The organism is Streptomyces sp. AM 2-1-1, assembly GCF_029167645.1.
GTDB lineage: Bacteria > Actinomycetota > Actinomycetes > Streptomycetales > Streptomycetaceae > Streptomyces.
The window spans coordinates 904,225-917,420 of the sequence record NZ_CP119147.1; the positions used below are offsets into that span (position 1 = coordinate 904,225).

The window sequence follows — 13,196 nt, forward strand, 5'->3', positions numbered from 1 at the left end:
GTCGAAAGGCAACTGTCCACGGGCTCACGGTGGGCGGCAGAGTCCCCACGCCCCCGCCCATCACGAGCACTTTGGCCGGGCACCATCCCGAGGCGCGGACCGATCTTCGCCGTCGATACGCTCCCCTCAACCATGGCGGGCTTTCACCACGGAGGGCATCGGATGTCTGTTCCGACAGTTGTGGTGGTCGGTGCGGGACCGACCGGGCTCGCTCTGGCGTGCGGCCTGTCCATGGCCGGGGTTTCGGTCAGGGTCATCGACAGGGCGGAGCGGCCTTCCACCACGTCGCGCGCGTTGGGCCTGCAGCCCAGAGGGTCGGAGGTGCTCGACCGGCTCGGCGCCTTCGACGGGCTGCCGGAGCGATCGATTCGGGTCGCGGAGTTCGTCACCCACGTCAAGGGGAAGTGCTTGGTCCGCCTGAAGGTCGGTGCACACGCGAAGTTGACGAGCCATCCCGTGCTGGTGAACTCGCAAGCGGCGGTGGAGGCGCGGCTCCGATGCCGCCTCAGCGAGTTGGGTGTCGAGGTGGAGTGGCGTCAGGAACTGACCGGAGCCGTTCAGGACGCGGACGGTGTGACCCTTCACCTCAACGGCGGGACCGTACGCACCAGGTGGCTCGTCGGCTGTGACGGGGCGCACAGCCGGGTGCGGAAGCTGGCGGGCATCGAGTTCGCCGGAGCTCTCGTGGCGGACGGTTTCCTCCTCGCGGATGTGCGGGCTTCGCTGCCACTGCCCCGGGACGTGGTGTCGGCGTGGTTGCACGACGGGGGAATGTTCGGGGTCTTCCCGCTGCCTGGACGCGACGTCTGGCGTCTGGTGGCCTCGGCGGGCAGCGAGAGCGCTGCGTCCCCGACAGCGAGGACGGTATGGGAACAAGCGCTGCGCGACCACGCGGGGGTGGATGTCCCCGAAGGATGGGACGCCTTGTGGTCTTCGTCGTTCCGTATCCATCGCCGCCTGGCCACGCGGTATCGGTGTGGCCGGATCCTCTTGGCGGGAGACTCCGCCCATGTGCACAGCCCGTTCGGCGGGCAAGGCATGAACACCGGGCTCGGCGATGCCGAGAACCTGGCCTGGAAACTGGCCCTGGTCGCCTCGGGCCGCGCACGGGACCCTCTGCTGGACACCTACGAGGCCGAGCGGCGTCCTGCGGCGCGCGAGGTGGTGGCGGCAACCAGCGGCCTCACGCGTCTGGCCGCCGGGAACAACTTCCTGGTTCGCGCCGCACGTGAGCGCGTCCTGGCTCCGCTGCTGACTCTTCCGAGAGTGCAGCGTCTGGTCTGGGAGAAGTCGTCCCAGCTCACGACCAGTTACCGAAACGGTCCGCTGGGCGGCCGCTTCCGGAAGCTGGGGCCGGGCGCCGGTCCGCGCGCCGGCGACCGGGTGCCTGACCTGCCCTGCACGAAGGAAGACGGCGAGCGGACCCGGCTGCACCACGAGCTCGGACCGCAGTGGGCAGTCGTTGCCTCCGATGCGCGCGGACGGGTGTTCGTGGACATCGCCCGCCGTCGTCTCGGGGACACCGCCGTAACCTCACTGGCGGATCCCGAGGGCGGGCGGTCGACTTGGCTGGTGCGTCCCGATGGCCACCTGGGGTGGTCCGGCACATCGCCGGCTTCCCTGGACACCTGGTTGGCGCGCACGCTGGGGTGAAACGAGGGGGCCCTGCGAGTCGAAGGGCCGCCTGCCAGGATGGGCTGGGGAAACGAGTTCCGCGCCACCTGAGGCGCCCCCGCGCGCCCCACCCGGACGGGACCGCACCGGCCTGGGAGGACCCGCCGGGCGGGTGGCACACTGGCCGCGCGTAGTCCATGCCGAGGGGGGCCGCCGTGCCGATGATCCGTTCCATCCGCCGGGCGATGAGCCGTGCGGTCCGCCGCAAGGTCGACCTGAGCCACCCGGCCCGCTCCCCGCTCGGCAGTTCGGTGGTGAACTGCGTCTCCTACGAGGACGGAGTGCGGCAGCCCGTGACCGGCTCCCCGGCGGAGACCCTCGACCGGGTCCGCCGCGCCGGGCGCGGCTTCGTCTGGCTCGGCCTCCACGAACCGGGGCAGGAGGAGTTCGCGCGGGTGGCCGCACTGTTCGGCCTCCACCCGGTGGCGGTCGAGAACGCGGTACGCGGGCAGCAGCGCCCGAAGGTGGAGCCGTACGGGAAAGGGCTGTTCGCGGTCTTCCGGACGTGCGGTTACGTCCACCACGAGCACTTCACCGCCACCAGTGACATCGTCAACACCGGGGACCTGATGGTCTTCACCGGGGACGATTTCGTGATCACGGTGCGGCACGGCAGTCACGGTTCGCTCGGCCCGCTGCGCGAGACCCTGGAGGCGGACCCGGACCGGCTGCGGCGGGGACCCGGCGCGGTGCTCCACGCTGTCGCGGACACCGTGGTCGATGCCTACGCGGACGTCGCCGACGCCGTGCAGCACGACATCGACGCGGTGGAGAGCGCCGTCTTCAGCGTGGACGCCGGACGCGGCGAGGCGGGCCGGATCTACCAGCTGAAGCGCGAACTGATGGAGTTCCGGCGGGCGGTCGTCCCGCTCGACCGGCCGATGCAGACCCTCGCCACCCGGCCCGTACCGACCGTGGACGCGGGGACCCAGCCGTACTTCCGCGACGTGGCGGGCCGACTGGCCCGGCTGAACGAGCAGTTGGTGTCCTTCGACTCCCTGCTCGACACGGTGCTCCAGGCCCATCTCGCGCAGGTGACGGTCGGGCAGAACGAGGACATGCGGAAGATCACCGCGTGGGCCGCGATCGTCGCCGTGCCGACGATGGTGTGCGGGATGTACGGGATGAACTTCTCGCACATGCCCGAACTCCGGTGGACCTACGGATACCCGTTCGCCCTGGGGCTGATGGCGCTGGCGTGCTACGCCATCCACCGGGGCTTCCGGCGCAACGGCTGGCTCTGACCGGCTTAGGACTCGTCCCGCCGAGGCCCCGCCCGACGCCAATGCCCCTGCCGAGCGCCTGCGGACCGTCTCGACCGGCTGTCCGGTCGCCCGGAGGGGCCTTCTCCCGCGGGGAGGGGCCTCGGCCCGCGCCCCTCCCCGCGGGAGTGATGTCTCAGGCCGCGTCGGCGCCCTGGAGGATGGCCTCGACGCGGGCGAGTTCGTCCGTGTCGAAGTCCAGGTTGCGGCTGGCCTCCACGCTGTTCTCCAGCTGGGCGACACTGCTGGCTCCCACCAGCGCCGAGGTGACGCGACCGCCGCGCAGCACCCAGGAGAGCGCCAGCTGGGCCAGGGACTGGCCCCGCTCCTTGGCCACCGCGTCGAGCGCGCGCACCTTCTCGACCAGGGCGGGGGTGACCGCGTCCGGCGTCAGGAACGGGCTGGCGCCCGCCGCGCGCGAACCCTCCGGGATGCCGTCGAGGTAGCGGTCGGACAGCATGCCCTGGGCGAGCGGCGAGTACGCGATGGAACCGGCGCCCACCTCGTCGAGCACGTCGAGCAGACCGTCCTCCACCCAGCGGTCCAGCATCGAGTAGCGCGGCTGGTGGATGAGGAGCGGGGTGCCCAGCTCCTTGAGGATGGCCGCGGCCTCGCGGGTCTGCTCCGGCGAGTAGTTGGAGATGCCGGCGTAGAGCGCCCGGCCGGAGCGGACGGCGGTGTCGAGCGCACCCATCGTCTCCTCCATCGGGGTCTCGGGGTCCGGCCGGTGGGAGTAGAAGATGTCGACGTACTCCAGGCCCAGCCGTCCGAGGCTCTGGTCGAGCGAGGAGAGCAGGTTCTTGCGCGAACCCCACTCCCCGTACGGGCCGGGGCCCATCAGGTAGCCGGCCTTGGTGGAGATGATCAGCTCGTCGCGGAGCCCGGCGAAGTCGGTGCGCAGCGAGCGTCCGAGGGTGAGCTCGGCCGAGCCGGGCGGCGGGCCGTAGTTGTTGGCCAGGTCGAAGTGGGTGACGCCGAGGTCGAACGCCCGGCGCAGGATGGCGGCCTGCACGTCCGGCGTCCGGTCGCCACCGAAGTTGTGCCACAGGCCGAGGGAGAGCGCGGGCAGCAGGAGGCCGCTGCGTCCGGTGCGCCGGTAGGGCATGGCGGAGTAGCGGTCGGCGGACGGAAGGTACATGCGAGAGGCTCCGCGGGGTCGTCGGGCGGGCACTCCGGTCCGGGGTGCCGGGGGCTCCCGGTGCGGCGGGTGGCCGCGCGGGGGTCCGCTTCCAGGCTGACGGAGAATGATCCAGCAGTCCAACGGGAAACAGCTCTGGGATTCATCACCTACAGTGCTCAATCATGGAACTGCGTCAGCTGGAGCACTTCGTCACCGTCGCGGAGGAGCAGCACTTCACCAGGGCCGCCGAGCGGCTCGCCGTCTCCCAGTCGGGTCTCTCGGCGTCCGTGCGGGCGCTGGAGCAGGAGCTGCGGACGCCGCTGTTCAGCCGGACGACCCGGTCGGTGCGGCTGACGGAGGCGGGGCGGGCGCTGCTGGTGGAGGCGGTGCGCACGCTCGCCGGCGCCCGTGCGGCGCGGGACGCGGTGGACGCCGTACGGGGTCTGCTGCGGGGCACGCTGACGGTGGGGGTCGAGCAGTGTGTGGCGGGGGTCAGTCCGGCCCGGCTGCTGGCGGCGTTCCACCGGGAGCACCCGCACATGGAGATCCGCCTCCGCCAGGAGGGCACGATGAGCCTGCTGGACGGGGTGGCGGACGGGCGTCTCGACCTGGCGTTCGCGGCGACGGTCTCCCCGCTGGAGTGGCGCGGTGAGCTGATTCCCCTGGCGACCGAGGAGATGGTGGTGCTGTGTGCCGCCGGGCACCGGTTCGCCGGTCGGCCCGGAGTCGAGTGGGGTGCGCTGCCCGAGGAGTCGTTCATCGACTTCCACCCGGACTGGGGTCCCCGCCGGGCCGCCGACGCGGCCTTCGCCGCGGCCGGGGTGCGCCGCACGGTCGCCCTGGAGGTGAACGACGTGCACAGCCTGCTGGAACTGGTGCAGGAAGGGCTGGGCATCGCGGTCGTCCCGCGCCACTTCGCCCGCAAGCCGGAGGCGGTCGGGCTGGTGGCCCTGGACCTCCTCGCGCCCGCGGCGTCCGGCCCGGTGTCCGGGACCGGGCCGGTGCGGTACGAGAGCGTGGTGGTCCTTCCGCCGCAGCGGGCGGCGAGCCCCGGGGCGCGGGCCTTGGTGTCCCTGGTGAAGTCGGCGCGGGAGCGGGGCGAGGAGTGAGGGGCCTCCCTCGGGCGGCGCCCCGCCCGAGGGGCCGTCAGTCCTCGTGCCCCAGGCTGAGGTCGCGCTCGGTGCGGCCGCCGCCGGCGACCTGGAGGACGGTGGCGACGGGCGGGTAGCCGGCCGCGATCACGGTGTACTCGCCGCAGGAGAGGTCGACGAAGCTGAACGTGCCGTCAGGACCGGTGGTGAGGGTGTCGACGACGTTGCCCGCCGCGTCGAGCAGGGTGACCCGGGCGTCCTCGACGAGCCGCCCGCCCGAGGCGCGTACGACTCCGCGCAGCACCGCGCCGCCGGCCAGTTCGATGTCCTGGCGGGTCTCCCGGGCGGCCTGCACGCTGATGGGGAGGGCGACGGGCCGGAACGCGGTGGCGCTCGCCGCGAGGGTGTACTCGCCCGCGACCAGATCCGTGATGACGTAGGCGCCCTCGTGGCCGGTCCGGGTGGAGGCGACCACCTCGCCGTGTACGTCGGTGAGGGTGACGGCCGCCTCGCGCACCGGGGCGCCGTCCGGGGTGAGGACCCGGCCGGTCAGCCGGCCGGCGCCGCCGAGCACGATGTCGAGGGTGACGGGCCGTTCGCCGACGGTGACGCTGACGGCCTGCGGCTGGTGCCCCCCGGCGGCGGCGATCAGGACGTACGAGCCGGATCCGGGCACGCTCAGCGCGTACCGCCCTTCCCCGTCGCCGGCGCCCCGGCCCACCTGGTGGCCCTGCGCGTCGATGAGGGTGAGCGCCGCCCCGGGGACGGTGGTCCCGTCCGGGTGCTGGACGCGGCCGCGCACCGGCACACCGGCGACGTGGGCGACCGGGACGGGCGCGGCGGTGGGTACGGGGACGGCGACGGACGCCGGAACGGCGGCGGGCACGGTGCGGGCGCCGGGGATCGCGGCGGGCTCGGCGGAGGCTTCGGGGGTGGGGTGGGACACCAGCGGTTTCTCCTTGAGGAAGAAGGCGAGCGCGAGACCGGTCAGCAGGACCGGCACCAGGTAGAGGAAGATCCGCGGCATCGCGTCCACGTACGCCTGGATGTACGCGTCGCGCAGCGCCGGTTCCAGCGTGCGGATCAGCTGGGGGGTGACGGACTCCGCGTCGGGCAGCCCCGCGCCGCTCGGCAGCCGGACGTCGAGCGCGTCCGCGAGGCGCCCGGCGAACAGGGTGCCGAAGATCGCCGCTCCGACGCTGCCGCCGATCTGCCGGAAGTAGTTGTTGGCGCTGGTGGCGGTGCCGAGGTCGGCGGGGCGCACGGAGTTCTGCACCGCGAGCACCAGCACCGGCATGACGAGTCCGATGCCGATGCCGAGCACGGCCTGCGCGAGGCTGTACTCCAGCCGAGAGGTGCCCAGCTCCAGTCGGGAGAGCAGCCACATGCCGACCGCCGAGAGGGCGCTGCCCACGATGGGGTGGATCCGGTAGCTGCCGGAGCGGGAGATCATCTGGCCGGAGACGATGGAGGCGCCCACGATGCCGCCCATCATCGGCAGCATGAGCAGCCCCGACTCGGTGGCGCTCACGCCGTCGACCATCTGGAGGTAGGTCGGCAGGTAACTCGCCGCGCCGAACAGGGCCACCCCGATGACGGCGCCGACGAGTGAGCTGACGTTGAAGACCGAGTCGCGGAAGAGCCGCAGCGGAATGATCGGTTCTGCGGCGCGGGCCTCGACGGCGACGAAGAGCAGCGCGGTGACGACCGCTCCGACGGCGAGCAGGACGATGGTCCGCGATCCCCAGGCGTACTCGGTGCCGCCCCAACTGGTCAGCAGGACGAGGCAGGTGGAGGCCGCAGCGAGCAGCGCGGCGCCCACCACGTCGAGCCGGGGGCGGACGGTGGGGCGGGGCAGCTTCAGTACGACGGCGATGACGGCGAGGGTCGCCAGCCCGAACGGCACGTTGATGTAGAAGCACCAGCGCCAGGAGACGTGGTCGGTGAAGAATCCGCCGAGCAGCGGTCCGGCGACCGACGCCAGTCCGAAGACCCCGCCGATGAGACCCATGTAACGGCCGCGCTGCCGGGGCGGGACGATGTCCGCGATGATCGCCTGCACGCCGATCATGAGGCCGCCTCCTCCGATGCCCTGGAGGGCGCGGAAGGCGATCAGCTGGTCCATGGTGCGCGACCAGCCGGCGAGGGCGGAGCCGACGACGAACACCACGATGGCGAACTGGAAGACGCCCTTGCGCCCGAAGAGGTCGCCCAGCTTGCCGTAGAGCGGCAGCACGATGGTGGAGGCGAGCAGGTAGGCGGTGACCGCCCAGGACATCTTGTCGAGTCCGTGCAGTTCGCCGACGATCTTCGGCAGCGCGGTGGCGACGATCATCTGGTCGAGGGCCGCGAGCAGCATGGTGAGCATCAGCCCGATGAACACGGTCCGCACCTGACGGGCGTTCACCTGCCCGTCCACCGGCGGTTGCTCGGGTGCGCCGGGCGGACCGGGCGCGGGTGGCGCGTCCTGGACGGGCAGTTCCTCGGTCGGGGTGTCGTCCGGCAGCACGGACGGCCGCCAGGCTCCGCCCTTCCGGTCCCCCGGCCTGTCCTGTCCGTCCTCGACCAGTGTGCTGCCACCCACCATGGAACGCTCCCCTCGTCGCACCTGCGCCGCACATTTCTCGCATCGCGCGGGAAGGCGGGGCAAACGGCTTCGCGGGGTGTCCGGGGCACGCAGGGGGCGTAAGTGCCGGTGAGAGCGGCGTGGGCGGAAAAAGGTTGCCCGGGAAAACCACTCGTTCCGGTGAGACGGGGAACGCGCGGCGGGTGACGGAGGGGAGGGACCGGCGCGCGGACGGTGGCGGGTTCCCACCGTCCGGCGGCAGGTCTTCTCCTACGCGGTCTTCTCGACCTCGGTGGCGAGGTTCTGGAGCAGTTCGTCGTAGATGCGGGCGAGGCCCTTGGGCGCGAAGGTCCGCTCGAAGAAACCGCCGATGCCGCCGGCGCCGTTCCAGACGGTGGAGACGACCGCCTTGGAGCGGCCCTCGCCGGCGGGGGTGACGGTCCAGGTGGTGACCATGGAGGAGTTGCGGTCCTTCTCGACCAGCTGACCGTCGGTCGGCTCGGTCACCTCCAGGAGGCAGTCGCGCACGCGCTTGCTGGTGGCCTGGAGCTTCCAGTGGACGAGGGAGCCCTCACCGTCGCCGCCTTCGCGGACCTCGTACTCGCTGAAGTGCCCGGGCAGCACCTTGCCCCGCACCTCCTTGTAGTCGGCGAGCGCGTCGAACACCGTCTCCGCGTCCGCCGCGATGGTCCGCTCCGTGGTGGCTTCGACCTGCGCCATGGCTGTTCCTCCAGCACTCGGTTGATGGGGGGCGGGATGAGCCAACCATCCCGGGCGGGCGCGATCAAAATCGGGGCCGCGCACCGCCGGTCGCAGAGCACCTTCCCCGAGCGGCGACGACCAGGCCGGAAGTCGTACCGGAGCCGGGGGACGGCTGCTCCGCACGATCAAGGGAACATATGTTCTATTGTCGGACCAGTGCTACCGAGGAGGTGCCGATGCGCTGGGACCACCTGGCCGAGAACGCCGACGAGAACGGCACGTCGCGGGCGACCGGAACCGCCCGAGCCCGCGCGGGCGGACCACCCGCCGCCGGCGCGCTCTTCGCCGCGGAGGCGGTGACGACCCGCACCTTCGACACCCCCGAGTTCCGCGGCATGACCTTCCACGAGATCCGCGCCCGCTCGCTCGTGAACCGGGTGCCCGGGGCCTCCCGGATGCCGTTCGAGTGGACGCTCAACCCGTACCGGGGGTGCAGTCACGCCTGCGTGTACTGCTTTGCCCGCAAGACGCACAGCTATCTGGACCTGGACACCGGCACCGGATTCGACTCGCAGATCGTCGTCAAGGTCAACGCGGTGGAGCTGCTCCGGCGCGAACTCGCCTCACCCCGCTGGCGCGGGGACCACCTCGCGATGGGGACGAACGTCGACTGCTACCAGCGCGCGGAAGGCCGCTACCGGCTGATGCCGGGGATCATCGGCGCACTGCGCGACCACGCCAACCCGTTCTCCATCCTCACCAAGGGCACGCTGATCCTGCGCGATCTCGAGCTGCTGCGGCAGGCCGCCGCGGTGACCGAGGTCGGCGTCTCCGTCTCGGTGGGGTTCGTCGACCGCGAGCTGTGGCGCACCGTCGAACCCGGCACCCCCGCTCCCGAACGCCGGCTCGACGCCGTGCGGACCCTGACCGACGCGGGCATCGGGTGCGCGGTCCTGATGGCCCCGGTCATCCCGTTCCTCGGCGACCGCCCCGACCAGCTGCGGGCCACGGTCCGGGCGATCGCGGAGGCCGGTGCCACCTCCGTCACCCCGCTCGTGCTGCACCTGCGGCCGGGCGCCCGCGAGTGGTTCATGGAGTGGCTGGGCCACCACCACCCGCACCTCGTCGCCCGGTACGAGCGGATGTACGCGGGCGGTTCGTACGCCCCGACCTGGTACCAGCGGCGGATCACGCGTCAGGTGCACGAGATCGCCGCCGAGTTCGGCATCGGCCCGTCCGGCTTCGGCGCCGACCGGCGGATCGCCCCGCGCGGGCCGCGGGGCGACGGTACGACCGGGGCCGCCGCGGACCCCGTCCAGCTCACGCTCCTGTGAGGCGCGCTCGCGCGGACGCGTCCGTCGGAGCGAGTCCCGCGCGGGGCGGCCCCGCACCGGGGTGACGCCGACCGGCCGCCCGTACGGGTCAACTCCGCCCGCCGGCGGTCGGTCTCCCGCCGATCGCGGGGAGCATCCGGCCGAGGCTGCGCCCCGAGCAGTCGCGATCCCTCGCCCCCGGGAGACCGTATGACGACAGCACGTGCAGGAATTCTGGTCGCCGCGAGCGCGGTGGTCGCCGGTCTGGTGACCGGCGTGCCGGCTCCGGCGACCGCCGACACCGGCCCCGCCCCGCTGCGGTGGACCGCCTGCGCCACCGAGGCCCGGCCGACGCTCCAGTGCGCCTCGGTCCGGGCCCCGCTCGACCACTCCCGACCGGGGGGACGCCAGGTCACGCTCGCGCTGACCCGCGTCCCGCACACCGCGAAGACCTTCCAGGGTCCGCTGCTGGTCAACCCGGGCGGGCCCGGCGGCAGCGGGCTGAACCTGGCCGGTTTCGTCTCGACCGCGCTGCCCGCGAAGGTCGCCGCCGAGTACGACGTGATCGGCTTCGACCCCCGGGGGGTCGGCAGGAGCACGCCGAGGCTCGACTGCGCCCCGGGGTACTTCGCGCCGGTGCGCCCGGGTTCGGTGCCGGCGTCCCTCACCGCCGAGCGGGCGCTCCGCTACCGGGCCGCCGCGTTCGCGGGGGCCTGCGGCGACGCGTACGCCGACCTGCTGCCGTACATGGACACCGTGAGCGCGGCCCACGACCTGGACGTGATCCGCGAAGCCCTCGGCGCCCGCCGGATCAACTACCTCGGCTACTCCTACGGCACCTACCTCGGCGCGGTCTACGCCCAGCTCCACCCCGACCGGGTGCGGCGGTTCGTGCTCGATTCCGTCGTGGACCCCGACGGCGTCTGGTACGAGGACAACATCGCCCAGGACTACGCGTTCGACGCCCGCCACAAGGCGTTCGCCGCCTGGGTGGCGAGGAACGACGCGACGTACCGCCTCGGCAGCGACCCCGACGCCGTCGAGGCGGCCTGGTACCGGATGCGGGAGGCGGTCGCCGGGAAGCCGGCCGGCGGCAAGGTCGGGCCCGGCGAACTGGAGGACACCTTCCTGCCCGGGGGCTACTACAACGGCTACTGGCCCCACCTCGCCGAGGCGTTCGCCTCGTACGTGAACGACGGCGACGAGAAGGCGCTCCTCGCCGCCTACGAACGGTTCGGGGAGGCCGGCGACGACAGCAACGGCTACTCCGTCTACACGGCGGTCCAGTGCCGCGACGCCGGCTGGCCCCGCGACTGGAGCACCTGGCGCGCGGACGCGCGGGCGGTGCACGCGAAGGCGCCCTTCATCGCCTGGAACAACACCTGGTACAACGCGCCGTGCGCCTCCTGGCCGGTGGAACCGCTCTCCCCCGTCCGCATCTCCAACGACGCGGTGCCACCGGTGCTCCTCTTCCAGGCGACCGAGGACGCGGCCACCCCGTACGAGGGAGGGCTGAGCATGCACCGCAAGCTCAAGGGCTCGCGCCTCGTCGTCGAGCAGGGCGGCGGGAACCACGGCATCACGCTGAGCGGCAACACCTGTCTCGACACCCACCTGTCCCGGTACCTCGCGACCGGGACGGTCCCGCCCCGGGCCGGCGGCGGGGGCGCGGACGCGGTCTGCACGGCACGGCCCGACCCCGAGCCGCTCCCCGCCGGGAAGGCGCTGCGCGCGACGGACAGCGGGACCACCTCCGGCAACGGCGGCGGCACCCTGCACGGGCTGCTCGGCTTCCGGGGCTGACCCGGCGGCGCGGAGGCGGCGGTACGGCGCGGCGCGCTGCCGCGTACCCGGTTCCGGCGGCGGTCGTCCCGCCGCCGGCGCCCCACCGGGGCTCCCCGGTGGGGCGTGTCCGAGGATGACCTCCATGACGACAGGACACACCTCACCGCCCTCCCCGGGTACGTGGCTGCGCGAGATGACGGACGGGGACTGCGGGGCCGTCGCGGCGATCCGGGTGCGCGGCTGGCAGTCCGCGTACCGGGGACTGATGCCGCAGGCGCACCTGGACGCGATGGACGTCGGGCGGGAGACGGAACTGCGGCGCGAGCGGCTCGCGGAGGGCGGCGCGGTGAACCTGGTGGCGGTGGCCGGGCCGCCGGGGGCGCCCGGTACGCCGGGGCAGGAGGTGGTCGGCTGGGCGGTGTACGGCGCCTACCGCGAGGACGACGGGCGGCGGACCCGGGGCGGGGAGCTGTACGCGATCTACGTGCTGCCCGGTCGCACGGGAGCCGGGACCGGCGGTTCTCTGCTCGCGGAGGTCATGGCGAGGGCGGCGGCGGACGGGTTCCCGACACTGGCGCTCTGGGTGCTGCGCGAGAACACCGGGGCACGCCGCTTCTACGAGCGCGCGGGATTCCTTCCGGACGGCGCCGCGGAGGACTTCGACGCCGGCGGGCTGATGGTGTCCGAGGTCCGGTACGTGGCGGCGCTCACGCCGCCCCCGACGCCCCCAGGCGGCTGAGGGCGTCGTCGGCGGCGGCGCGGAGCCCGGCGTACCGCAGCGCCGACTCCAGGACGGGCCGCGCCCGCGCGTCGCCGAGCTGCCCGAGCCCGTCCACGCAGGCCGAGGCGACCGGCCGGTGCGGCTCCCCCGGTACGAGCAGCCGCTCCAGGGTGGCGATGAGGGCCGGAGTGGATTCGGGGGCGCGGAGCGCGGTCAGCAGCCGCACCGGGTACAGGGCGTACGCGGTGCGCAGGGGGTTGGTGGCGAGGGCGGCGGCCGCGCGGGGCGTGCGCGGGTCGCGCAGCTCGGCGAGCGCGCGGACGGCGGCGGCGCAGCGCGCGGGGTCGCGGTGGTTGAGCAGCAGTACGAGGGGCTCGAAGGCCCGGCGGTCCCCTGCGCGGCCGAGGCGGTGGGCGGCGAGTTCGCGGGCCCAGAGGGGGCGGCCGGGTTCGACCAGTGCCCGGGCGAGCTCCTCGGGGTCGGCGGTGGCGGCGAGCCGGACGTACTCCCGCTCCCCGGCCGGCCCGGCTTCGCCCCGCAACCGCCGCGCGAGCGGTCCCGGCACCGCGACGAGCGCTCCCCGCCCGGCGGCGAGCGGTCCCTCCGCGTCGGTGTTTCCCTCCGCGCCGCGTGGTCCGGGCTCCTCGTCCATGACGCTCAGCGTAGCCGCGGGCACGCTCCGTGCGCGGAGTGCGGGCGTTCGCACATCTGGCCAAGTGTGGTCCAGCGCACAAGGGTTGCGGGCTGGCGCGCTCGTTACTCGCCGGTTACTCTCATGTGAGCGGGATGAACTCCCGCACAGCTCCGGTGGCCTGGTGACGCAGCCACCCGGAGTGCTCGTCGGTTCGGCGGCTTCGTGCGACGCGAAAGCCACCGTGGGACGCGACCCGGGACAGGGTCCGTCCCCCTTCCGGGCCGGGACCTGTGTCCCGCGGCCCGGCCCCGCACCTCGACACGCCTTC

General features: G+C 73.2%; 10 protein-coding genes. 6 read left to right on the forward strand and 4 right to left on the reverse strand.

The genetic code is table 11. The features are described 5' to 3' along the window. Positions 1-162 precede the first annotated feature (162 nt). Positions 163-1,653, forward strand: a complete 1,491-nt coding sequence (locus PZB77_RS03805; protein ID WP_275491095.1) for an FAD-dependent monooxygenase — start codon at positions 163-165, stop codon at positions 1,651-1,653. A 182-nt stretch (positions 1,654-1,835) separates the two neighbouring features. Continuing rightward, a complete protein-coding gene (locus PZB77_RS03810) occupies positions 1,836-2,918 on the forward strand; it encodes a magnesium and cobalt transport protein CorA (RefSeq protein ID WP_275495900.1) in 1,083 nt (360 codons plus the stop codon). A 154-nt stretch (positions 2,919-3,072) separates the two neighbouring features. Here PZB77_RS03810 and PZB77_RS03815 read toward each other — a convergent pair whose 3' ends face one another. Continuing rightward, positions 3,073-4,074 (reverse strand): aldo/keto reductase, encoded by a 1,002-nt coding sequence (locus tag PZB77_RS03815; RefSeq protein WP_275491096.1) that lies wholly within the window; start codon positions 4,072-4,074, stop codon positions 3,073-3,075. A gap of 164 nt (positions 4,075-4,238) precedes the next feature. Between PZB77_RS03815 and PZB77_RS03820 the strand changes: the two genes are divergently transcribed. After that, complete coding sequence (locus PZB77_RS03820) at positions 4,239-5,165, forward strand: LysR family transcriptional regulator (RefSeq protein WP_275491097.1); 927 nt, start codon at positions 4,239-4,241, stop codon at positions 5,163-5,165. 37 nt (positions 5,166-5,202) lie between these two features. Here the strand turns inward: PZB77_RS03820 and PZB77_RS03825 are convergent, their stop codons facing one another. Both PZB77_RS03825 and PZB77_RS03830 read right to left on the reverse strand, forming a co-directional pair. Next, positions 5,203-7,734 (reverse strand): MFS transporter, encoded by a 2,532-nt coding sequence (locus PZB77_RS03825; protein WP_275491098.1) that lies wholly within the window; start codon positions 7,732-7,734, stop codon positions 5,203-5,205. A 249-nt stretch (positions 7,735-7,983) separates the two neighbouring features. Next, positions 7,984-8,433, reverse strand: a complete 450-nt coding sequence (locus PZB77_RS03830; protein ID WP_275491099.1) for an SRPBCC family protein — start codon at positions 8,431-8,433, stop codon at positions 7,984-7,986. Positions 8,434-8,651: 218 nt separating this feature from the next. On the opposite strand from PZB77_RS03830, the gene PZB77_RS03835 reads away from it, so the two are divergent. The 3 genes from PZB77_RS03835 to PZB77_RS03845 all read left to right on the forward strand — a co-directional run bounded on the left by PZB77_RS03835 (position 8,652) and on the right by PZB77_RS03845 (position 12,252). Next, positions 8,652-9,749: an Rv2578c family radical SAM protein gene (locus tag PZB77_RS03835; RefSeq protein WP_275491100.1), complete on the forward strand. Its 1,098-nt coding sequence runs from the start codon at positions 8,652-8,654 to the stop codon at positions 9,747-9,749. A 189-nt stretch (positions 9,750-9,938) separates the two neighbouring features. Beyond that, positions 9,939-11,531, forward strand: coding sequence for an alpha/beta hydrolase (locus PZB77_RS03840; protein WP_275491101.1), 1,593 nt, complete (start codon positions 9,939-9,941; stop codon positions 11,529-11,531). Between the two features lie 124 nt (positions 11,532-11,655). Beyond that, positions 11,656-12,252: a GNAT family N-acetyltransferase gene (locus tag PZB77_RS03845; protein WP_275491102.1), complete on the forward strand. Its 597-nt coding sequence runs from the start codon at positions 11,656-11,658 to the stop codon at positions 12,250-12,252. Here the strand turns inward: PZB77_RS03845 and PZB77_RS03850 are convergent. Next, the gene (locus PZB77_RS03850) at positions 12,221-12,886 is read right to left on the reverse strand and encodes an adenylosuccinate lyase (protein WP_275491103.1); all 666 of its coding nucleotides are present in this window, start codon (positions 12,884-12,886) and stop codon (positions 12,221-12,223) included. The two genes, PZB77_RS03845 and PZB77_RS03850, sit on opposite strands and share 32 nt — an antisense overlap. Between the last annotated feature and the right edge of the window lie 310 nt (positions 12,887-13,196).